This window comes from Streptococcus cristatus AS 1.3089, from assembly GCF_000385925.1.
GTDB classification, from domain to species: Bacteria; Bacillota; Bacilli; order Lactobacillales; family Streptococcaceae; genus Streptococcus; species Streptococcus cristatus_B.
In genome coordinates this window covers 74,274-95,491 of the sequence record NC_021175.1, presented here as the reverse complement: position 1 = coordinate 95,491, position 21,218 = coordinate 74,274, and the positions used below count along the sequence as shown (strand labels likewise).

At 38.3% G+C, this 21,218-nt stretch carries 23 protein-coding genes and 1 pseudogene; 6 read left to right on the top strand and 18 right to left on the bottom strand.

The window, feature by feature from the left end; translation table 11 throughout:
* The first annotated feature begins 129 nt into the window (after positions 1-129).
* Entirely contained in the window at positions 130-963 is an 834-nt protein-coding gene (locus tag I872_RS00510; protein WP_015604243.1) for a DUF975 family protein, read from the top strand.
* Positions 964-1,156: 193 nt separating this feature from the next.
* Here the strand turns inward: I872_RS00510 and I872_RS00505 are convergent, their stop codons facing one another.
* Both I872_RS00505 and I872_RS10715 read right to left on the bottom strand, forming a co-directional pair.
* Positions 1,157-2,623 (bottom strand): alpha-L-fucosidase, encoded by a 1,467-nt coding sequence (locus I872_RS00505; protein ID WP_015604242.1) that lies wholly within the window; start codon positions 2,621-2,623, stop codon positions 1,157-1,159.
* A gap of 92 nt (positions 2,624-2,715) precedes the next feature.
* Positions 2,716-2,889: pseudogene (locus I872_RS10715) on the bottom strand (N-terminal phage integrase SAM-like domain-containing protein); the annotation flags it as partial.
* 158 nt (positions 2,890-3,047) lie between these two features.
* Between I872_RS10715 and I872_RS00500 the strand changes: the two are divergent.
* From I872_RS00500 to I872_RS12455, 4 genes are all read left to right on the top strand, one after another.
* A complete protein-coding gene (locus I872_RS00500) occupies positions 3,048-3,602 on the top strand; it encodes a hypothetical protein (RefSeq protein WP_015604241.1) in 555 nt (184 codons plus the stop codon).
* Positions 3,596-3,886, top strand: coding sequence for a hypothetical protein (locus I872_RS00495; RefSeq protein WP_015604240.1), 291 nt, complete (start codon positions 3,596-3,598; stop codon positions 3,884-3,886). Before I872_RS00500 ends, I872_RS00495 begins: the two co-directional genes overlap by 7 nt.
* Positions 3,883-4,320 (top strand): protein-export chaperone SecB, encoded by a 438-nt coding sequence (locus tag I872_RS00490; protein ID WP_015604239.1) that lies wholly within the window; start codon positions 3,883-3,885, stop codon positions 4,318-4,320. Before I872_RS00495 ends, I872_RS00490 begins: the two co-directional genes overlap by 4 nt.
* Positions 4,321-4,458: 138 nt before the next feature.
* Positions 4,459-4,674 (top strand): DUF7720 family protein, encoded by a 216-nt coding sequence (locus I872_RS12455; RefSeq protein WP_231914027.1) that lies wholly within the window; start codon positions 4,459-4,461, stop codon positions 4,672-4,674.
* Positions 4,675-4,982: 308 nt separating this feature from the next.
* On the opposite strand, the gene I872_RS00485 is transcribed toward I872_RS12455, so the two are convergent.
* From I872_RS00485 to I872_RS00470, 4 genes are all read right to left on the bottom strand, one after another.
* On the bottom strand, positions 4,983-5,435 hold the full coding sequence (locus I872_RS00485) for a P-loop NTPase family protein (protein WP_231914012.1): 453 nt from the start codon (positions 5,433-5,435) through the stop codon (positions 4,983-4,985).
* A gap of 51 nt (positions 5,436-5,486) precedes the next feature.
* Entirely contained in the window at positions 5,487-5,924 is a 438-nt protein-coding gene (locus I872_RS00480) for a CoA-binding protein (RefSeq protein ID WP_015604237.1), read from the bottom strand.
* 418 nt (positions 5,925-6,342) lie between these two features.
* A complete protein-coding gene (gene polA, locus I872_RS00475; RefSeq protein WP_015604236.1) occupies positions 6,343-8,985 on the bottom strand; it encodes a DNA polymerase I in 2,643 nt (880 codons plus the stop codon).
* Positions 8,986-9,076: 91 nt separating this feature from the next.
* Positions 9,077-13,273: an NACHT domain-containing protein gene (locus I872_RS00470; protein ID WP_015604235.1), complete on the bottom strand. Its 4,197-nt coding sequence runs from the start codon at positions 13,271-13,273 to the stop codon at positions 9,077-9,079.
* A gap of 202 nt (positions 13,274-13,475) precedes the next feature.
* Between I872_RS00470 and I872_RS00465 the strand changes: the two genes are divergently transcribed.
* Positions 13,476-13,961, top strand: coding sequence for a YcxB family protein (locus I872_RS00465; RefSeq protein ID WP_015604234.1), 486 nt, complete (start codon positions 13,476-13,478; stop codon positions 13,959-13,961).
* Positions 13,962-14,150: 189 nt separating this feature from the next.
* Here I872_RS00465 and I872_RS00460 read toward each other — a convergent pair whose 3' ends face one another.
* The 12 genes from I872_RS00460 to I872_RS00415 all read right to left on the bottom strand — a co-directional run bounded on the left by I872_RS00460 (position 14,151) and on the right by I872_RS00415 (position 21,163).
* Entirely contained in the window at positions 14,151-14,765 is a 615-nt protein-coding gene (locus I872_RS00460; protein ID WP_015604233.1) for an HAD-IA family hydrolase, read from the bottom strand.
* A complete protein-coding gene (locus I872_RS00455; protein ID WP_041826758.1) occupies positions 14,762-16,039 on the bottom strand; it encodes an MATE family efflux transporter in 1,278 nt (425 codons plus the stop codon). Before I872_RS00455 ends, I872_RS00460 begins: the two co-directional genes overlap by 4 nt.
* A 23-nt stretch (positions 16,040-16,062) precedes the next feature.
* Positions 16,063-16,548, bottom strand: coding sequence for an immunity protein YezG family protein (locus I872_RS00450; protein WP_015604231.1), 486 nt, complete (start codon positions 16,546-16,548; stop codon positions 16,063-16,065).
* A gap of 45 nt (positions 16,549-16,593) precedes the next feature.
* Positions 16,594-16,923 (bottom strand): hypothetical protein, encoded by a 330-nt coding sequence (locus I872_RS12110; RefSeq protein ID WP_231913945.1) that lies wholly within the window; start codon positions 16,921-16,923, stop codon positions 16,594-16,596.
* Positions 16,905-17,216, bottom strand: coding sequence for a hypothetical protein (locus tag I872_RS12105; protein WP_231913943.1), 312 nt, complete (start codon positions 17,214-17,216; stop codon positions 16,905-16,907). The genes I872_RS12110 and I872_RS12105 overlap by 19 nt, the downstream gene beginning before the upstream one ends.
* Before the next feature lie 189 nt (positions 17,217-17,405).
* Positions 17,406-17,858, bottom strand: coding sequence for an SMI1/KNR4 family protein (locus tag I872_RS00440; protein WP_015604230.1), 453 nt, complete (start codon positions 17,856-17,858; stop codon positions 17,406-17,408).
* Positions 17,859-17,916: 58 nt separating this feature from the next.
* Positions 17,917-18,402, bottom strand: coding sequence for an immunity protein YezG family protein (locus tag I872_RS00435; RefSeq protein WP_015604229.1), 486 nt, complete (start codon positions 18,400-18,402; stop codon positions 17,917-17,919).
* 77 nt (positions 18,403-18,479) lie between these two features.
* The gene (locus I872_RS00430) at positions 18,480-19,190 is read right to left on the bottom strand and encodes a hypothetical protein (protein WP_015604228.1); all 711 of its coding nucleotides are present in this window, start codon (positions 19,188-19,190) and stop codon (positions 18,480-18,482) included.
* 118 nt (positions 19,191-19,308) lie between these two features.
* Complete coding sequence (locus I872_RS00425; protein ID WP_015604227.1) at positions 19,309-19,848, bottom strand: T6SS immunity protein Tdi1 domain-containing protein; 540 nt, start codon at positions 19,846-19,848, stop codon at positions 19,309-19,311.
* Between the two features lie 167 nt (positions 19,849-20,015).
* Positions 20,016-20,510, bottom strand: coding sequence for a hypothetical protein (locus I872_RS00420; RefSeq protein WP_015604226.1), 495 nt, complete (start codon positions 20,508-20,510; stop codon positions 20,016-20,018).
* 10 nt (positions 20,511-20,520) lie between these two features.
* On the bottom strand, positions 20,521-20,703 hold the full coding sequence (locus tag I872_RS12450; RefSeq protein WP_200860790.1) for a ribonuclease domain-containing protein: 183 nt from the start codon (positions 20,701-20,703) through the stop codon (positions 20,521-20,523).
* Positions 20,704-20,857: 154 nt separating this feature from the next.
* Complete coding sequence (locus I872_RS00415) at positions 20,858-21,163, bottom strand: hypothetical protein (protein WP_015604224.1); 306 nt, start codon at positions 21,161-21,163, stop codon at positions 20,858-20,860.
* Between the last annotated feature and the right edge of the window lie 55 nt (positions 21,164-21,218).

Below are 21,218 nucleotides of genomic sequence, written 5' to 3'. Positions count from 1 at the left end.
AGACAGTCCCAGATATTTTCTTCTATAAAATAAGCGACAAACGCTCATAAGATACCGTATGATTTTACCAAAAAAAGTCTTGTCTGTCACGATATGTGGTATAATAAAAATCATGAAATGGAGATCTGTATGAATTTAAGCGAAATCCGTGCCCAGGCACGCACCATCCGAAATCAAACCAACGGCATTTACTCGCTCTTTGCCATTCCAACTCTAGTAACCATCTTATCTACCTATCTGTCTCCCAACCGTCATTTAGAGGAAATTGTCCCCCAGCTGGAGATCAATCAGGCCTTTATTGTAATTTTTGGTCGTCAAATTTTTCCACAAATCGTAGAATTTATCATCGCCCTGCTCTTTTTATCTGCTAGCTTCAGCATGATGGAAGTCGTCCGGAAAAAACGCGATACGGTTGGCTTTACGGATATTGGTCGAATCTTTTCTGCTGAGCTTTTTTCGCCGATTTTTATCACACAACTGACCAAAAGCATCCTCCTCTTGCTGTGGAATTCTATCAGTCTTGTTGGTTCATTTTTCCTTATTTTCAGCAGTTACAAGGTGCTGGCTATTTATGGAAAAGTATCCGATTGGTCTCAATTAACAGCTGCTAGTCCTGAGGTGGAGCAAATCGTCAGCTATGCGCCCATGATGTTTCTCGGCACTCTTATCGTCGTGGCTGGTACGGCAGTATTCCTGATGGCCAACTACGCATACTCTCAGACCGACTTCATCCTTTACGATCAGCTGAGCACTGGCACCTACCAAGGGCCTTGGCAAATCATTGCGCAAAGTAGACGCATGATGAAAGGCTATAAGTGGAAACGTTTCTTGCTGGATCTGAGCTTTATCGGCTGGTATATCCTGACTGGTATCACACTGGGAATCGCTGGTGTCGTGGCCTATCCTTACATCACAACAGCTCGGGTGCTCTTTTATGAAAATTTAAAATCACTAAGTAAGTAAAAGGAGGCTGGGACAAAAGTCCTAGCCTCTCAATTGTCTTTGGATTGTCGAGCAAGACGCAGTGGTTGAGTGGGCTCTACTAGGCTGATTTCATCAGCTTTTACAGCCCTACTCAACTGTGCGGAGGTGGGACGACGAAATCGAATTCTAACGAATTACCGATTTCTGTCCCACTCTCTTTTTTCGTCTAGATTTAACGCAGTTGGACCTTCAACACCAAGGGTAAGTCGCCTACTACACTCGGCATGAAGACGCGTAAACCTTGGGGCCTTTGTTCCCATTCGAGCGCTTCATCATAGCCTAGTAAGGTTACCTCTTCTATGATGCCATGAAAGCGAGAAGCGGGATTTTCTCTTTCGTCAGCCAAGGCCTGAATCGTCAGCCACTGATTTACTGCAGGCTCCATCAAAAAGGCATAAATTGCTCCGCCCTTGGCCGTGAAACGGAAATCCTGACTCGTGTAAATCACGGCGCTTCCATCTGAAAACGGCCCGCTAGCTGGCTGCGTTGGTCCTTCTCCAAATTGCCTCCACGCGCGTGAATCATAGATCGCTTGGCCATTCACTTGGAGCCAAGCCCCGATCTCTCTCAAGATTTCTTGATCTTTTTCTGGAATCGCCCCGTCTCCTTTTGGCCCGATATTGAGCAGCAAATTCCCATTTTTTGACACCACATCAATCAAGGTCTGGATGATTTCTTTAGCTGACTTATAGTCAAGGTTCTCTGTGTAGCCCCAAGAGTTTCGCGCGATAGCCGTATCCGTCTGCCAAGTGAAAGGCTGGATCTCTGCGAAACCACCACGTTCCACTTCCACAATCCCCGAACCAAAGGCCAGGGCATCATGCTTGTAGCAAATGCTAGTCGGCTTCCCAGAGGCCGCACCTAAATTATAATAATAGGCCGCAAAAAGCTTCGTGTGCTCTTTAAAAGCGGCATGCTGAATCCACCAGTCAAAATACAAAATCTCAGGCTGGTAATCTCGAACCAGCTCACAGGTACGTAGGAGCCAGTCATCCAGAAATTCCTGACTCGGATAAGGCTGACCAAACAAATCATGGTGGTCTGGCTCTGGCATGGCCGGCCAGTAGAGCTCCTCGCGACTAACTTCGCTGGCAATATCACTGGTAAATTCCTTTCCATGCGAAAAGAAAAAGTGATGCTCCGCCCGATGAGAGGAAGTACAAAAATGAACTTGCTCTCTTTGAGCTGCCTGACTCAATTCCCCCAAGATATCACGTTTTGGTCCCATTTTCGCACTATTAAAAGGAGAAAGCTGGCTGGCATAGAGTTGAAAGCCGTCGTGATGCTCTGCCACTGGAAAAATATACTGGGCTCCCGCTTCTTTAAAGATGCGCAGCCATTCGTCCGCATGAAAATTTTCGGCAGTAAAGAGTGGAATAAAGTCCTTGTAGCCAAAATCTTTGTGGGGTCCATAAGTTTTGATATGGTGATCAAACACTTCCGTACCTTGGATATACATATTTCGAGAATACCACTCGCTCCCAAAGGCCGGAATGCTGTAAAGTCCCCAATGGATAAAAATCCCAAACTTAGCCCTTTTGAACCAGTTGGGAACTTGATAGGTCGCAAGAGAATCCCAGTCTGGATAGAAGGGGCCTTGGTTGGCAACTCTTTGGATTTCTTCTAAAGATATTTTCATCATTACTACCTCATCATTCGATTAAAACGCTTTCTTTTATTGTACCAATTTTTTGAGAAGAAAGAGCCATTTTACAAAAAAATGCTTTAAGATAAGCTATCGTAGTATAGAAAAGCGCCTTCTTCCCCTTTATTGGTTTTGTCAGCAAGTTTATTGACTACATTTTGAATAAGTGGAGTAGTTAGTTTATCCAACTTATAAGCACCAAATAAAGGTAAGATATGGTTATCTAGCAATCTTCTAACGTTTAACTGTGTGTTAGGTTTGTGTTATCAAATCAAGGTATTGAAAAAATATTTCTAAAATAAATAAATAAATTAATACACGTAATGAGTGTTTTATGATATACTGGAATAGTGTATAGAAAATTAATCTATATATAAAAACAATTTTATAATTTAGTGGCGAGAACTGAGGTCGATAATTGATTAAATATCAATGTTACCATGGTACTGGCGAAAGTAATTCTAAACAAATCCAATCTTCTAAGGAATTTAAATTCACCTATCGATCGAATCATTGGTTAGGGCAAGGAGTTTATTTTTTTATTAATGATTATGATAAGGCTGAATGGTGGGCGAAGCATAATCGACCTAATAAAGCAACAAGTCCAGTAGTGCTAAAATGTGAGGTTGAACTAAAAAACTCAGAATTATTAGATTTAAATACTGAGAGAGACCTTATCAAACTTGATGATTTTGCTATAGATTTCTTTGAATCCTTGAAAAGAGAGAAAATAACTATCAAATTTAAAGATATACATGAAAAAAATTGTAAAGTGATTGATATGTTTTTGAAAGAAAACAAGGGATATAAAGCAGTTCATAGAACCTTTAACTCAACTAAAACAAGTTTGAAGGAAAACGGTGCTGGCTTTAACTTATTATCTGATCAGTTGTGTATTATTGATCAGAGCGTAATCCCGTTTGAGGATATAGAATTAATTCGATTGGTACATGAAGGAGGTAAAATATGTTAAGTAGAGAACAATTAATAAAGCTTTTAAATGGTGCAGATGTTCATTTTGAAGTAGACCAAGAAGAGCCATCTATTATATATAGAAATGGACAAATTGAAAAATACGAAGAAACTCAATTACCAAGTGGATATTTATCTAATTTGAATCAAAGTATATATCCAAAGATAAAAACTAAAGTTAGTGTTGAACAAATCAACTTTGAATTTTTAATTAAATCAAAATTAGGTAGTAACTCTGCAAATATTAGAAATATAGAAATGAATAAATTAGGTGATGCTGCATGAGCATAGATAGTGAATTAATTTTAAAAAATGTTAGAGTCAAGTCTTTAAATTATTCAATTAACGAGGCAATTGATTTGTCTGAGATAAAAGATGTCGATATTTTGATATCACCAACACCTAAATTAGTCAAAGATGATATCCATTCAGGTGTTGTAGAATTATCAGTTGAGTTATTTGATGAATTTTATGTAGAAAACAATAAACCTTTTCATATTGAAATTGTTGTTCAAGGGATGTTTACTGACTCTGATCAAACGTCAAATATGAACGTTTTTGAAAAGTATTTCCCGAATATGATTAGTATCCTATATCCATACATCAGATCATATATATCAGCTACAACAGGGATGTTTGGGATTCAAAATGTACAGATTCCGGCAATCAACGTTTACGATCTTATGCAAAATCTATCTGAATCTAATAATACAAAATAAGATATTCATGCGAAAAAGTTTATAAACTCAATTAGTATTCTTCCCGATCATAATATAAAACCTTGGAAAATTTCTAGGGTTTTTCTTTTGTATTAACAATAAGTATATAGTAGTATTATGAACGCTGAACTTACATGAATTGAAAAAACTAAACTAGGCTTTGAACAATGGGTAGAAGTAGTTTATAGTGTACCGATACTAAAGAACGTATACAAGGTTAAGTTATTACTCCTATTAGATTTCAAGGTAGATGATAAAGAGTTACTAGATTACCTGGTATCAACTTGGAAGTATCGCGATTTAGTGAAACATTCAATACAAATGCATGAAATGGAAATAAAGAGTAAGATATGATATAATTATTTCCTATTAAATTAGGAATAAAAAAGCACTTTTAAATAGTGCTAGTTTCTTGCCTGCTGAACTCATTAAAAAAAGTAGAGTTTCATGTACAGTGATTTATGGAGTAAGGAAGAAACTCCAACATATTCAAAGAAAAAACAAAAACCAATAAACACCCTAGTATCAAGCATTAAGGAAATATAAAGCAACTTACTTAATGTTCAAAAAAGCGATACAAAAAAATAATTCAAAGCAATCCTTCTAGCAATCTTTCCTATAAAGCGAACAAAATAGAGGCTGGGGGATTTTTATCCCAGCCTCTATTTTGAAATTTCCTCTAAATCCTGAACAATCCGCTCAAAGGCTGCCTCTAAAGAATTTTCATTCCTAAAGAACGATTCTTCTTGCCAACCTAAAAAATCTCGATCTTTCCACCAGCGTCTCATATCGGCTGGGGTGAATTCCTCCTGCTTGGCTCTGGTCTGATGGCGGCGGACGGTTTCTTCAAAAGTCAAATCATAGTAATAGGCTAGAGTCTGAGAATTAAACAAATTCCGTAGTCGTTCCAGCATTTCTCCATAGATATCGGTCTCGTAGAAACCTTCTACCAAGACCAGCAAATCATGTTCGTAGCCAAAACAAGCTAGGCTTTCCGTCAAATCAATAGATAGGTTGCCCGGCTCTACTTTTTCCTTGAGCATGTCCCGTCTAACTGTGTCCTGCGCAATCAAAAGAGTCCCTCGACCATAGTGTGCCTGCAGTTTCTTAGCCAGACTCTACTTGCCAGAGCCGGAATTGCCACGAATGATGACTAACTTGGCCATTTATTCGCCTAGAATCAAGCGGGTATGCTCGCGTTTAATGCAGCGATCCATGACGATATCGTCGTGACCAGCTGCCCGCAAAATCTGCTCAGCTTCTTCATTTTCCAATCCCAACTGAGCCCAGAAAATCTTGGCGTCTGCTTCCAGAAAGTCACGCGCCACATCTGGCAAAAACTCGCTACGACGGTAAACATCGACAATATCCACTGGGAAAGGAATGTCTTTGAGACTGGCATAAACCGTTTCACCAAAAATCTGACTGCCCGCTGCTCGCGGGTTGACTGGAATAATACGATAGCCCCGCGCTTGCATTTCCTTGGACACACGGTTACTGGTTGTTTCCTCACGGTCTGATAGACCGACAACAGCAATCACCTTGCTGGTTTCTAAATAGCGCTTGACAACGCCGTCACTGGGATTTTGAAAATGGTAAGTCATAAGCTTCCTCCTGTTTATAAATAATTTTTAACTTTTTAACAATGATAACTTAGCTGAATACGGTACAAAAAAGTGGTTTCCCTCGAGGCTGGGACAAAAGTCCTAGCCTCTCAATTGTCTTTGGATTGTCGAGCAAGACGCAGTGGTTGAGTGGGCTCTACTACGCTGATTTCATCAGCTTTTACAGCCCTACTCAACTGTGCGGAGGTGGGACGACGAAATCGAATTCTAACGAATTACCGATTTCTGTCCCACTCTCTGTGTCAGCTTTCTATTTTCACTTTGTGTTTTAGGCCCTTGATATCTTAAACTGAATACGAGCTAAAACCTTGGAAATATATAATCCGTTCTATGAGCATGACTCCTTCGTCCAGATTCCTGATTTTCAGTCGTTTTTTGACGATCTTTGTATCTTGTCTTACTTTGCCTCGTACCAAGTTTGGCCGGCATTTTCATCAGCTACTAGTGGAACGGCCAGCTCAATCGCAGCTTCCATGGTTTCTTTGACTAACTGGCGGACGGCTGTTAGCTCGTCATTTGGCACTTCCAGCACTATTTCATCGTGCACCTGCAAGAGCATGCGAGACTTGAAATTCTTCTCTGTCAGTGCTCGATCTAGATTGATCATAGCGACTTTGAGAATGTCTGCGGCGGAGCCTTGGATTGGACTGTTAATGGCTGTGCGCTCTGCAAAATTTCGGATGTTAAAGTTGCGGGAATTGATGTCCGGCAAAGAGCGACGGCGATGGTAAATAGTCTCTACATAGCCCTTATCACGCGCTTCACGGACAATGGTTTCCATATAATTCTTGATTCCTGGGAAACGCTCAAAATAAGTCTGAATATAATCTTTGGCAGCCTTGCGGGAAATGCCGAGGTTATTGGCCAGACCGAAGTCGGAAATTCCATAGACGACTCCGAAGTTAACGGCCTTGGCATTGCGGCGATCATTAGGCGTCACATCCTCTGCCTTTTCAATACCAAAGACTCGCATGGCTGTAGCCGTGTGAATGTCTTCTCCATGCTGAAAGGCAGCAATCAGATGCTCGTCCTGCGAAATGTGAGCCAGCACCCGCAGCTCAATCTGGGAATAATCCGAGCTGAGTAGTACGCTGTCTGCCCACTCTGGCACAAAAGCCTTGCGAATGAGACGCCCTTGCTCCAGACGAACAGGGATATTCTGCAAGTTAGGGTCAACCGAGGACAGGCGGCCCGTCTGAGTCAAATCCTGAACATAGCGAGTGTGAATCTTGCCGTCAGCTGCAATCGCCTCCTGCAGTCCGATGATATAAGTGGACTGGAGTTTGCTGATTTGACGGTATTCCAGAATCTTAGACACAATCGGTGCAATGGGAGCTAGACGCTCCAGCACATCCACCGCTGTCGAGTAGCCTGTCTTGGTCTTTTTAGTGTACTCCAGTGGCAAGCCCATATCCTCAAAGAGAATGGTTCCCAGCTGTTTCGGTGAGTTGATATTGAACTCCTGACCAGCCAGATCATAAATCTCTTGGGTCAGACTTTCCAGCGTTTTTTCATTTTCCGCCTGCATGCCCTGCAGGGTTTCCCGCTCAACCTTGATCCCCGCAATCTCCATCTTGGCTAAGACAAAGGCCAGGGGCTGTTCCATTTCAAGCAACAAATCCAGCTGGTCGTGGGCACGGAGCTGTTCCAGCATAGGCTCTTCTGTTTCCAGCAGTACTTGAACCTTACGAGCTAGATGCTCAAAGAGCTGCTCTTGTTCTGGCAGAGCGCGCTTGGCTCCCTTGCCATAAACCTCATCATCCGTCGGCAGAATTGTTCGGCCGTAGAGGCGAGCAATAGTCGCCAGCTCATTATCCTCGACCGTCGAAAGCAGATACTTGGCCAGGCGCGCATCAAAGGATGCTGCTGGCAGTTCGATGCCATAATGACTGAGCAGTACCTTGGTCCGCTTGAGGTCGTAGGTTTTCAGAGCTGTTTTTGTCAAAAATTCCTGAAAGAGAGGCTGCTGCAGTAAATCGCTGGTGCCGACATAAATTTGACGGCTATCGCCCCAGGCAAGACCAACAATCTCTTCCTTATGGTAGTTGTCGCCCAAGATTTCAAAATAGAAAAATTGCTCTGGTACCAGCATATCCGCTGTCACCTCAGTCACTTTGGTAAATTCAATTGGTTTGACTTCTACTGGCTCCTGAGTCGTTCCTAGCTGAGCCTTGAGCTGCTTGAAACCCATCTCGTCATAGAACTTGCTCAGGGCCTCTAGCTGCGGACCATTATACACCAAATCATCCAGTCCGATTTCAATCGGAGCCTGAGTATTGATGGTAGCTAGGGTTTTTGATAAAAAGGCCTTGTCCTTGTCATTGATCAGGTTTTCCTTCATCTTGGAAGCCTTGAGCTGGTCAATGTTTTCATAGAGATTTTCCAGAGAGCCATACTCCAAGAGGAGTTTGAGGCCGGTTTTCTCGCCAATCTTGGTCACGCCGGGGATATTATCCGACTGATCACCCATCAGTGCCTTGAGGTCAATGAACTGCTCCGGTGTGATACCCATCTTTTCCATGAGGTAGGCTGGGGTAAATTCCTCAAACTCGGCCACGCCTTTCTTGGAAATTTCCACCACGGTATTATCATCTGTCAGCTGAATCAAATCTTTATCGCCGCTGACAATAGTCACATCGTAAGGCACAGCCGTCTTTTCAGCCATCTTGTCCAAGGTTCCGATGATGTCATCCGCCTCGTACTGAGCCAGATCATAGTAGCGGATGCCTAAGTAGTCCAACATTTCTCGGATAAAAGGCAGCTGCTCACGAAATTCATCCGGTGTCTTGGCCCGACCAGCCTTGTAGTCGGCGTACATCTCGGTCCGGAAAGTCGTCTTACCAGCATCAAAAGCTACCAAGACATGAGTCGGCTGCACGCGCTCCAAGAGATGATTGAGCATGAGGTGGAAGCCATAAATAGCATTAGTATGCAGACCCGATGGACTCTTGAAGCGGTCGATTTGATTATAAAGCGCAAAAAAAGCGCGAAAAGCAACGGACGAACCGTCAATTAATAGTAATTTGTTCTTTTTTTCCATAGGTTTATTATAACACACATCAAGCAACACCCCAAAGCCATAAATTCAGCATTCTTCATATGAAATAAAATTAAATCAAGTTTCAATTAGGTTAAAAATCAGTACTCCCTAGTTTCTGCTCATCTAAAGCAATATTTGATTGAATTTCAGAATTAACCATCCAGAGAAAGCCCTTCCAGCGACTGTAATATTGGTCTCGTGGAGATTCTGTAAAGTATTGTTTTTCTCCAACAAAATTCCAAAATATACTTAAATCATTTTCTTGTAAAAATTTATCAAGATAATCTTTTCTGATAATTAATCCATTTATAGAATTTGTTAGTTCACCATCAAAAGCTACTAAGTCTCCATCTTGACTAAAAAAATATCCATCATACTTCTTCTGAACTAAATGTAACTTGTCAAGCAATTCTGGACAGGGGATATCGAATGAAATTGTTTCTTTTTTAGAAGCATCATATTCTTCTTCCCAGCAAAAATGAATATGAGCAGGTAAAAGTTTGGCAAGTGTCTTTTTTTCTTTAACAGTAACATACTCTTCTTTTTCAACAAGTTCAACCTCTTCACCAGATTGAATGAAATCAAAAACTTTTTGACGTTTAATTTCTTCCTCACCAGTTTCTACATTATAGTTGAACCAAGAATCTTCTGCAATTTCTTTCACACCTGGTGACCATGGGAACTCTCTGTTATATATCTGATATAGAGAGGTTACTTCAGACTGTATTCCATTTTTGAACATCTCACTTTTTTCAAAATTAGATTTTAAAGAATCGAATTCACTGTTTTTTACAAAATATGCTTCAATAATTCTCCACGTTCTCTGATGACCTTCACAAAACCATGAAAATGTATCAGAAGCTTCATCTTTTTGGTTTTTAATTTCTTTATGTTGATAAAGCAATGCCCATTCTGTCCCATTATTATCTTTATAAATTAAAGGCATATCAAACAAACTTGTTTTGTGTAAAATCCACTCATTAATTTGTTGGTTATTAACTCCTGTATCTTCGATAAAGTTTTCATTATATTCAATAGTGAATTTCGGAAGTGATTCTAAAGGAAGCATGAAATGACAATTTAAAGTAGGATCAAAATCTCTAACATATGGTTCCCAAGCACCTTTATATTCCTCATCAGATGAGTTACTCCAACCCTTTAACTTATGAAGGTCTGAAACCCTTGCTAGAATATTATAAAATGCAATCCATTGGTATTTCTTTCCAATTCTCTCAATAGTGTGATTTCTTCCTCTATCAAGAGGGTGCCCGCATGAAATGTCATATTCAGTGAACAATTCATCTGAATATCCTAACTCATCTCGAATATATTGCATTGCATAATGATATAGATTCTCAATGTCAACGTTCTTAAACCGATTTAGTGCTGATTGGAAAGTATATCTTCCAAAATCACCGTACATACCGACACCTTCTGGTCTCATAGAAGTATCTATTCTGTCAAAGCCTCCTCTTTTACTATCCGAGCTACTATAGGTGCTAGGAGTAACAATAGGAATCGGCTTAGAATTGTAAGGAGGAATTATATTTAAACGGTCTATTTTGACACTATTTTTAGGAAATTCAAATAAATATCTTTCAATAATCAATCTTGCATAATCCCTCAGTAAAATATCTGGATAGTTGAATTTTTTATCAAATATACTTGAATAGATAAACTCTGCTAAAGATTGAAACTCATTTTCATATGGAATTTCTTTTTTCGTACAGGCACCAAGAACAATGCCATATAATCTTTGAATAATGTAAGGGTCATTAACTGTTTCAAATTTTTGTAATAGATATTCACTAAACTCAAAATTATTCTTCAAAATTTCAATCATTGCTTTTGATGTTATATCACGTAACCTTCTATTTGAAGAAGCTAGCAACCATGTGAACAATATTAAAAGCAACTTAATTTTCTCTTTCGAAAGGGAATCAATTTTATTACCTTCATCAAAAAGGCAAATCAATTGAAAAACTCTCTCATATTCATTTGTTAAATTATTTATAAATGGTAGCCAAAGACTATCGCGTTTATTTAACTGCTTAGGAAAAAGAATTTCATGTAAGTACTCAGAATTTATAGGGCTGTTTTCTTTAATCGCATTTTCGATTAAAACATTGAAAACATCTTGATAATTTGTAGGGTAATTATTTGCAATAATTCTAAAAAGCTCTCTACTTACTGTATCTACTGGTCGCCAAGAAAAGCTCTTTAAATATCTGTTGGCTAAATCATAACAATCATATTCGTTAGAAATCTTTTCAATCAACTTTATACAGTCTTCATCATATTTTTTAAAATAGAAACAAGATACAAAGAAAAAAGTATCTATGTTATTGTTATTTTGAATCTCTCCATTTTCAATTTTCAATAACTCTTTTTCAAGATAAGACTCTAATTCTTTCTTATTAAACGGAAACTCCATAATCTTTTGAGCTTTAAGATAATCCTCTAATAGATTATACCCAAAGGAATACACTTCTTTATCTTGACGTACATTACCAATCATTAAACCTGATTTCAGGAGAAAAGAAAGAAAGTATGATTTATTCTGAATGCCGTAATATGACCAAAATTTCATTTGAAATAGGTCTTCCTCAACAAGATAATTATTGCTATTACTAAGTTGACATTCGGCAATTTCTAATAATAATTTTTTTAATATTTTACCCGAATCCGGAATACCTAAGGCTTTCTGAATTTCTTCATCAATTAAAGTAATAAAACGCTCAAACATTTGAAAAAGATTTAATTCTTCTCCATTATATGTTTTACAGAATAAAGTTAAAAACAACGGATTTGTCATCTCATAGTTTAATAACTCAGATGGCGAAAATGGAATATTGTGAAAATTTAGAAATTCTTTAATTGCTACTACAGAATCATCTTGAAAACCATGATGCGTAATTCTTAAAAGTTCCCCACTGTTTAGTCGCTCTATCATTTTTTCTTCAAAAACGAGTTTTTCATACCCTGTTCTTACAGACAGTACAAGTTTAATATGTTTTCTCTTACATACTTCTGAAGTAATTTTTGATAAACCAGTCTGCCACACACTTCTATTTGGAGTCTCATTGATTGCATCAATAAAAATATAAATATGTTTATTCTCAACATCTCCCAGAGTATCCAATATATCTAAAAATTCACGAAATTCATAATTTAATTCAAATTTCTCCATAATTTGTTTAGAAATATCACTACTAGATAAATAGTGATGGCCTAACAAAAGAAGTGCATACCCATCCTCACTCATTGTTTCCTCTACAGAATTTGCGAGTAATTGAGTTTTACCCATACCTGCTTCACCAGTGACAACAAGAATTTTATTACTAATAAGGGCCTCTTCCTGTTTTAAACAACCAAACCAATATAAATAATTTATCAATCCATCTATATCACGTACCTTACTGAAGATTTTATTACGACTCTCCTGAGACAAATCGCTAGTTTGACCTATTTTAATTTTTAGTTCTTCCCTATTTTTAGCTAATTCTTCAAGTTCTGACTTAAAACTTCGATTAACCTTAGCATTCCAATCCAAACACTCATCAATATTTTCAATTGTTACATCTCCTAGGCTATTAATAAATTCCTTAATTTTAGGAATTATTTGACTTTCTCTTAAGTTATAAAGCGTATCTAGCTCTTTGATTAGTTCTATTTTTTTACTATTAATTTTATCAATAGCTTTTTGCTTTCTAGTAAAAAGATGAAGTTTTTCATCCGTTTCGGTTTCAACATTGAACCCCGGATTATACCTCATACCTAATGAATCAAATGATAATTGATTATAGTTTTCAAACCAATCTCTCGTTATTATGTGATTCTCAAAAAAGAAGGATTGTAAATCGGTATACTGCGCAACCTGAGTTAGAATTTCATTATTGCTAATAACCCTTAGTTCAATATCAGCACTCTTCAAAGTTGATTCAATTCTTTTATAACTTTTACTTGTTAATGTTAAATCCTTATTACAGTATAGATAGAAGACGTTAAGTTGACCAGCATATTTTTCGATAGTTTTGTTTACTGATTTTTGAATTTGAGAATAATCTACTCTATTAAGAAAATATTTTGCCTGGAAAGAAATCATTCTTTTCTCTTTAGGACTATAAATAGGTGAAACTTCAATTCCTGGATGATTGGGACTTGAAGTTAAGACAGAAGTATTATCTAAAAATTGCCTTTTAAATAGTATCCTACATAATTGTTCAAAAGTATCTGTTACACCGCTATGTATAGATTCAAAATTTTTCCAAGTTATTTTATTTTTCATTACTAATAATAACTTCTCCTTGTTATGATCGTTATGTCGTAATTATAATATAAAAAATATCAAATTCCCATAAAATACATAAATAAAACCGAAAAATCACTCCCATTTTCTAAAAGTCTCTTGCTTCATCTAGTTTAGTCGCAACATTCCCTACATCTTATCAATCCTGTGTGGTATAATAATAAAAACTAGGAGGTGAAGCATGTTCCCAATAACCATTCCAACTCTTGTAACTGAGGAAGTGTATCAACGATTTGCATGGTCTGTTTTCTTACGCGGGAAAAGATTTTTGCTGAATCTATTCATTTTGATAGGAATTCTGGCTCTCTATCTAACCTTTATACCTGAGCAACTGAAGCGATTCTCTGTGTTTACCGTGCTATTTGCATCTTTGATTATATTCCCAGTAATGTACTTTGGCACGGACTTTCAGATAAAGAAAGCCTATCAAAAAACTCCTTACTGGAAGGATATGGAGCAAACTCTTATATTTGAGAAAGATAACTTTTCTGTGAAAAGCAAACGAGGAGAGTTTCTTTATAGCTATAATGATATCGTCAAAGTTTTTAATACCAAGGAAGATTTTTATATCATGTTGGGGCCAAATGTCGGCTTCCCTATTGAAAAAAAGAACTGTACTCCCGAGGCTCTTGAGTTCTTGCTAGAACTTCACATTGAGCATATGTAAAAGAAAAAAGAAGAAGTGGGACAGAAATCGGTAATTCGTTAGAATTCGATTTCGTCGTCTCACCTCCGCACAGTTGAGTAGGGCTGTAAAAGCTGATGAAATCAGCCTAGTAGAGCCCACTCAACCACTGCGTCTTGATCGACAATCCAAAGACAATTGAGAGGCTAGGACTTTTGTCCCAGCCTCTTTTTATCTTGTAAATAATTGCTTGATATCCACCAACTTCTCTATCTTCTGATTAATTTCTGGTCGGTAGTCACAGAAGTTAATGCTCTGGATGCCACTGTTGACGGCAACATCCACATCCAGCGTCCGGTCGCCGATATAGTAGGTTTCCTGCTTGTCCAGACCATACTTCTCTAGTAGATAGTCGACACCTTCTGGGTGGGGCTTGCGCTCAAAGCCGTTAGCTGTCGTGACAATTTCTGTGAAATAATCATGGATACCCAAGTCTTGCAAGATTTGATGGGCATTGAGTCCCTTGTGGGTATAGACGAACTGGGCAATGCCCTGCTCTTCAGCCCAGGACAGTATCTCCGCAGCTCCTGCCATCAGATAGACCTGAGCATTCTTCTCCTTTAGGCTTGCTCCACGGAAGGCATTCATCTCGGCAGCATCTAGGCCTTTCTCAGACGCTACTTTTTCCAAAAGCTTCTGGACAGAGTGCTTTAGGATATAGCTGTGAATACTTGCCCTGTCAAAGTCCAGACCATAGTGGGCATAGGTTTCCTCAATCCCCGCCAAAATAGCATCATAGGAGTCCAGCAAGGTGCCGTCCAAATCCCAAATAAACGCTTTTGTCATGCAATTTCCCTCATTTTTCTGTCAAATAAAACCTTTAAAAATAGCCAGCGGAAGCCATTGTCCAAGAGCGTCCCAGCCCAGACCCCCGGCAGACCCAAGCCACAAGTCACTCCCAGCACATAACCCGCAACGATGCGAATCAGCCACATGCCAATAGTCGTGGCATAAAAGGGCAGTCTGGCATTGCCCAGCCCCTGCCAAACCGCTGTATAAATAATGGTTCCCACTGCCATGGGAGTTCCCAGCAGGGAAAAGAGGATAACTGAAAGACTAGCTGTGATTGCTCCGCTATTGTCCGTATAGAGCAAGGTCAGCGGTCGACCAAGGGTGAAAATCCCTAAAGCCAAGGGCAGCATGCAAGCAAAAGACAGCCAGAAGGCCCGCTGACGAATCAGATCGACCGCTTGCATATCTCCCTCACCAACCGCATGGGCTACCAGCATGACGGTTGCTGTCGCGACCCCGAAAGCCGGCATGTAATTAAACTGAGTCAGGACTTCACCGATGGCATTCCCCGCTACTGCATCCGTCCCAAAGACGACCACAATGGCGATAATCACCACATCGCCCGCCCGCATCATGAGCCGCTCTCCAGCAGCCGGCAGAGACAGGCGCAGGAGCTCTCCATCTAACCCCCAACTCCAGCGAATTGTAGACAAATCCAGCTCCCGCCAGAGAATCATCACCCCAACCAAGCGAGCCAGCACTGTTCCCAGCGCTACACCGACAATCCCAAGCCGAAAGACATAAATGCCCAGAGCTGAAAAAAGGGCGTTGAGGACATTGGTCAGAAGACTGACATACATGGGAAATCGAGGATTGCGCGTGACCCGCACCAGAGCTCCAAAGGAGGTCATCAAGCCCAGCAGGACAATAGTCCCACCAACCAGAGCTAGATACAGACCACCAGCCTCGGCTACCGCTTTTTCCGTCCCCAGAAGATCCAACATCTGCCTGCCAAAGAACAGAGAAAGCAGGCCTAAGAAAGCACTCAGAAGCAGCGTCAACTTGATGGCTTCAGCTCTATGATAGGCCAGACGCTCTTTGTCTCCCTGAGCCAGACTCTTAGAGATAAGACTGGAAATAGCAGCACCCAGGGCGATAAAAATCGCCTGATAAATCGTAATGATGTTGCCGGCCACCGAGACACCAGAAATGGCAATCAGCCCCAGACTAGCCACCAGATAGCTGTCGACCATTCCCATAAGCATCTGCAAAAAGTTCTCTGCCATAGCTGGCAAGGCAATATTTATGATTTTTTTATAAGTCATTATTCACACAAAAATTCTAATTCATTCTATTTTCCATTATACTCCTGCTGGAAGGCTTCCATGGCCTTGAACTGCTCAAGTTCTTTTTCGTTAACTGGTTGCTTTCCGAGATATTTATATTCAAAAAAGTCCATTTGTTGACCTGAACTATAATCACTTTCATTCCAAGGTGCATAGTCAAATTCAGCAGATAATTTCGTGCCAATTACCTTTATCGTACAAGAAGTCCACAAAGGTTGGCCTTCTTTCTCAAAGATTTCTCTCAACTCCCAAGCCAATCTAAAGGTGCGTCTTTCTTGATTCTGAAATTCTAAATTAGGAATACCATACCGCTTTGGAATATAGAGATTGTAGATATACTCATTTTCCCCCTCTTCATTAAAGAAATAATATACCTCTCCCCCATCAAAAGCTAAACTTATGTTAATAAAAAGATTATCCCATGCTACTGGTATTGTCTCATTAACACTCTGTGCAATCTCACGAATTTTTTCATTAATCTGTCTTTCCATTTTATCCTCCGATTTGCTTGTGTTAATTTCAAGTGAAAACTGGGCTTAGATGCCACTGTCTAGCTCAAGCCTTTCTTTACAATAATCAACGATATATTCATTAATCCATTTACCCTTATTTTGGGATCCTCCGAATTTACGCTTTGCGATCAAACCTTCGGCCATTCGGAGTGCCTCTGTATACTGCTCCCGGTGGATCATTAACAGCATTCCCATCAAGTCATGACGGGCAGGATTTGGCGAATTTTCAACTGCATAAGCGTAAGAATCTTCAAAAGTTGAGAAGCTATTTATTAGTTTTAAGACTTCTTCATGGGTCTCTGAGAGCACTTCGAAAACCTTGGTTTCAACCTTTTCTAGGTCGAGATCCTCCATCGTCCAGTCTTCTTCGGCGATCTTAGTTGGTTAGGTGCTTGAGAATTACTCGCCATATCAAAGACTTCCCAAAAAATATCATCAATAACATAGGGTTTGATATAAGGACGAATGATTAGACGAAACTTATTATCTGGGAAATTAATATTAATCATGTAACGTACGAAATAGTCTCCTACTCTATCAAAAACATTTTTACTTCTTGATTTAAATTTCAATCGCTTCGCAGCATTACGAACTGCTTGTTTAAGCTCTTTTTCCAGTTGTTTATCAATCTTTGAAAACTTAACCATTCAATCACCTCACTAATCTGGTCTGATAACTTTTTATATTGATATTCTCTGATAGCTCGAGGCCACCTTTCAAGCTTACTTCTTCAAAACTTAAAATGACCTTTGCTAATTATATGATTCTAGTATAACATAAATAAAATGAGAACTTCTTCTGCTAATAAGAAGACCACCTCGAGGGTGGCGCTGAACTTATTCCTTTTCAACTTTTATCATTGCTAGAAAGTCTGAGAAGGTATTTGCCAATAAAAATACATTCTCTTCATCAGATGTTTCTGGAAGACCAAAATTACTGTCCCAAAAATAAATACCTCTATCCGCTCCTTCCAAAATATGGATAAACATACCTCCACCATATTCGACCGCAAAAATATAAGTGGACGCTGGAAGTTCATCATTAAAGTCATGATTCCAGGAAACTAGATCAATATTCTTATCCTCATTTTTGCCCAGAAAGAAATTAATGACTAGCTCATCTGTCAAGCTAGGTGCCTGAATAACCATATATCCATTCTCTACATGACCACCATTTGAAAGGGATAAAAATTCTTTATAATCCGATGGAAACTTCAAGTCTAACCTTTGTTCCAGTTCATTTATCTCAAAATTAGAAAGTTTACCAAAACATTTCAAATTATTTAACATCACAATCACTTACCTCACCTGCTACTGGACTAGAGCGTTTCCAACGTCTTAGAAATAACTATTTTCCATTATGTTCCTGCTGGAAGGTCTCCATGGCCTTGAACTGTTCAAGCTCTTTTTCATTCGCTGGTTGCTTGCCTAAATATTTATACTCAAAGAAATCCATACGTGCACTTGGCCCATAACCACTTTCTAACCACGGCGCGTAGTCAAAGTCTACTGATAACTTATTATTTTCATCCAAATGAATGATACAAATATACCAATCTGCCAAGTCATTTTCAATAAACACTCTTTTCAGATCTTCTGATTTTTTAAATAAAACCTTATTTTCGTTTAAAACTTCCACCATTGATAGACCAAAATCTTCTGACATTTCAAGATGGTAACGATATTGATTTTTATATTTGAAAAAGAAATAAGCTCCTCCACTGTAGGTCTTGTCCATCTCGATTACAATATACAAATCATCCCACTCAACTGGAATCATATCATTTACTTGATGCACGATCTCAATAATTTTTTCGTTAATTTGTTTTTCCATATTTTCCTCTTTCTAGTTTGCTAAGTTGTGTCTGGCAAATCCTCCCCATACTCAACCTAGTTGAGACACGTTTCTTTTTAAAAATCCAAACCAATGATTATCCATTCATCAATGAAGTCCCAAAAATTTAAGTTTCCTTTAGGAAGCTCTTTGGCGGACCAAAGATAGGCTCCTGTCTCCAGATCTTGGTTTAAATCAAGTACCACATAGGTCCCCATCCCGTTACTGAAAAAGTTATAGCAAGAGGTCAAATCCATCTCCAGCTGGTCTTCATATTCCCATTCAAAATCAGCCATGGAATCGATATTTTCAGTGCTATCCAAGCCCATTGTTTTACTCGGATAGTAATAAAAACCATTATGAACTTTTGTGTAAAAGTCTACAATTGTTTTATCTATATTTTCAACTGGACAATCAAATTTTTCACCAAAATTTGATTCAGATAGTGGTTTTTTCCCTTCGTAGAAAGCTGTCTTTTGAGTCTTGTAACTAAGAATGGTATACAAAATAGAATACTCTTCTCCAATTCTCATCAACTCAATATCAGTCAGGTATGTTTGTAGATAAAGAATAGTATTGCTCAATTCCCTTGCAAGATATTTCCTCCAAACTCCTAGAATAACTGCTTTTCTATCGTCTAAATCATCAGTTAGAAAAGCATCTTTCCAATATTCTGGAATAGGAGCATTCAAAATAGTAGATTTATCGGTTATAAACTCTACTTTTTTCTCAGAAGATAGCGTGTATTTATTTAAAAACGCAATTTTTTCATTCATTTGTTCTTCCATTTTATCCTCCGATTTGGATTTTAACATCGTTTCACTATAATCCAAGTATACCATAAACCGTATGTACAAGCTTTTATCAAACTACAAGAAAACCACCCCAAAGGGTGGTTACTTATTATCAATCGTCAAACACTCCGCCTGTAAGCTGGTACATGAGGTAAATGTGCTCCAAGGTTTTTACCTTATCCATATGGTCCACATCTTTAAAACCTCCTAATGCTAGGAGCGGTACAAAACCAAAACATTGGTCATAAGGCAGGGGACCATGTTTTGCTACAGCTTGTCTATATAAATCAAGTTCAAATTTCTTTGTAATATATTCGTTATCTAAAAATCGAATGAATAAATCCAGACCCTTACAAATAATATCTAAATCTTGAATATTATATTGGACAATTCCCACGTAGGCGTTCTCTTCCCATGTAATAATATCTCCAAATGCTGTTACGAACATAGGAAAAGCGACATCTCCTCTGAAATAACTATCTTGGAGAAGTTCAAGATAGTCATCTGGATTGATGACTTTTAGATAACCATCAAGAAAAGTTCCCAGACCATCTTCCTGCCAAATTTGAACTAACTCAGCTGGGACTTGATCTTTGTATTTTTCAATAACTTCTTGGGGCATATCCGCCACTTTTACAAAGTTTTCTAACATTTTATCCTCCATTTCACTTTATAGACAAGAACATTAGATACTATTTTCCGAATTCGCTACCTAGAAAATTAGATAAATCAGGCTCTTGATCATCCCCTAGCAAGTCGAGTAACTCTACGAAGCGGAAAAAATTTCTTCATCTGGAATCACGGAAAAAACATCTTCATTTACTGTGCAATATCGGACCAAAAAGGAATTTGGGGTAAATTAGATAGATTTGTCTCTCTGCTGACTGTGATTCCATGGAAATAATCAGTTAGGCTTTTTGAATAATAAATGATATCTGAACCAACAATTGAAAATACAGGCGAAATTGGAGTATTACATGATGCAATATACCGATGACCAAAAATGGGCAATAATGTTGGGGAATTCATTAAACAACTTAGTATTTCTCCTTTTGTAAGTTCTAAATTGCTTGGAGCTTCTCCCCAATTATCGCTCCAATCAACATATTCTATGTCTTCTGTTATATTTTCTTTTATTACTTGTATATAATTACTCAACACCTTAACATTCTGAGGTGAAAAATCACTCCAATCATACCAGTTTTCAGGAAGTTCCTCCATATTTCCATAAACTTTTTTAAATTCGTCAGGCAAATAAACGCTATAAATTTCTTCTATCTTTCTAAATGTTCTATTATTAAATTTCTTTGACATTATATTCCCCTTATTTTATTCTTATAAAAGTTTGATAGTGATCTTGAGTATACCATATGGATCCATCTTCACCTATAACAATTCTTTCCGTTCCTCTTGGCACTCCTTTTTGATATGGATAAACATCATACTCTTTATACTTGATTCCATCGGGAAGAAGTTCTTCACCATTTAAAAGTTTACTATTTCTCATCATCATTAGTCAAAAAAAGAAATCATAATCTTTGAAAATAAAAGTATAGTTGCCTCCCTCTATCCAAGACAAATCAGTCAACCAATCTGTAATTGAAGACCAATTATTCGTATCAGGAAAATCCATATTCTTGGAGAGACTAATTAGTTTAATATCATTTAAATTTAGGTTTAAGCCAAAATTCTTGAATATTACCGCACCTATCAATACCAGCAATAGTGTTTCTGAAAAATTCAACATAGCTAAGATCTTCACTCAAAATTTCAGAGCCAATTTTAAGCCAACCTGATTGCTCATCATAATATGTTTCCCAATTGTAAGCATAGTCAATGCGTAAACTATCTCCCCCATTAATGCCATTATCTGTAATAATAACACCTTTATCAGATTTAGGAGACACCAAACTTCTTTTAATCCAAGAAAAGTCGTTATGATAACCCCAAAATTGAGTGGATTCCATATTTTCTGAATTAAAACCTAAAAATAAATATATAAAACTAAAAGTAATATCGCTA

What these genes read in the sequence shown, in the direction of transcription:
- I872_RS00510 (WP_015604243.1), top strand. Translation starts at nt 130, where the DNA reads ATGAATTTAAGCGAAATCCGTGCCCAGGCACGCACCATCCGAAATCAA.
- I872_RS00505 (WP_015604242.1), bottom strand. Translation starts at nt 2,623, where the DNA reads ATGAAAATATCTTTAGAAGAAATCCAAAGAGTTGCCAACCAAGGCCCC.
- I872_RS00495 (WP_015604240.1), top strand. Translation starts at nt 3,596, where the DNA reads ATGTTAAGTAGAGAACAATTAATAAAGCTTTTAAATGGTGCAGATGTT.
- I872_RS00490 (WP_015604239.1), top strand. Translation starts at nt 3,883, where the DNA reads ATGAGCATAGATAGTGAATTAATTTTAAAAAATGTTAGAGTCAAGTCT.
- I872_RS00480 (WP_015604237.1), bottom strand. Translation starts at nt 5,924, where the DNA reads ATGACTTACCATTTTCAAAATCCCAGTGACGGCGTTGTCAAGCGCTAT.
- polA (WP_015604236.1), bottom strand. Translation starts at nt 8,985, where the DNA reads ATGGAAAAAAAGAACAAATTACTATTAATTGACGGTTCGTCCGTTGCT.
- I872_RS00470 (WP_015604235.1), bottom strand. Translation starts at nt 13,273, where the DNA reads ATGAAAAATAAAATAACTTGGAAAAATTTTGAATCTATACATAGCGGT.
- I872_RS00465 (WP_015604234.1), top strand. Translation starts at nt 13,476, where the DNA reads ATGTTCCCAATAACCATTCCAACTCTTGTAACTGAGGAAGTGTATCAA.
- I872_RS00460 (WP_015604233.1), bottom strand. Translation starts at nt 14,765, where the DNA reads ATGACAAAAGCGTTTATTTGGGATTTGGACGGCACCTTGCTGGACTCC.
- I872_RS00450 (WP_015604231.1), bottom strand. Translation starts at nt 16,548, where the DNA reads ATGGAAAGACAGATTAATGAAAAAATTCGTGAGATTGCACAGAGTGTT.
- I872_RS12110 (WP_231913945.1), bottom strand. Translation starts at nt 16,923, where the DNA reads ATGGAGGATCTCGACCTAGAAAAGGTTGAAACCAAGGTTTTCGAAGTG.
- I872_RS12105 (WP_231913943.1), bottom strand. Translation starts at nt 17,216, where the DNA reads ATGGTTAAGTTTTCAAAGATTGATAAACAACTGGAAAAAGAGCTTAAA.
- I872_RS00440 (WP_015604230.1), bottom strand. Translation starts at nt 17,858, where the DNA reads ATGTTAAATAATTTGAAATGTTTTGGTAAACTTTCTAATTTTGAGATA.
- I872_RS00435 (WP_015604229.1), bottom strand. Translation starts at nt 18,402, where the DNA reads ATGGAAAAACAAATTAACGAAAAAATTATTGAGATCGTGCATCAAGTA.
- I872_RS00430 (WP_015604228.1), bottom strand. Translation starts at nt 19,190, where the DNA reads ATGGAAGAACAAATGAATGAAAAAATTGCGTTTTTAAATAAATACACG.
- I872_RS00425 (WP_015604227.1), bottom strand. Translation starts at nt 19,848, where the DNA reads ATGTTAGAAAACTTTGTAAAAGTGGCGGATATGCCCCAAGAAGTTATT.
- I872_RS00420 (WP_015604226.1), bottom strand. Translation starts at nt 20,510, where the DNA reads ATGTCAAAGAAATTTAATAATAGAACATTTAGAAAGATAGAAGAAATT.
- I872_RS12450 (WP_200860790.1), bottom strand. Translation starts at nt 20,703, where the DNA reads ATGAGAAATAGTAAACTTTTAAATGGTGAAGAACTTCTTCCCGATGGA.
- I872_RS00415 (WP_015604224.1), bottom strand. Translation starts at nt 21,163, where the DNA reads ATGGAATCCACTCAATTTTGGGGTTATCATAACGACTTTTCTTGGATT.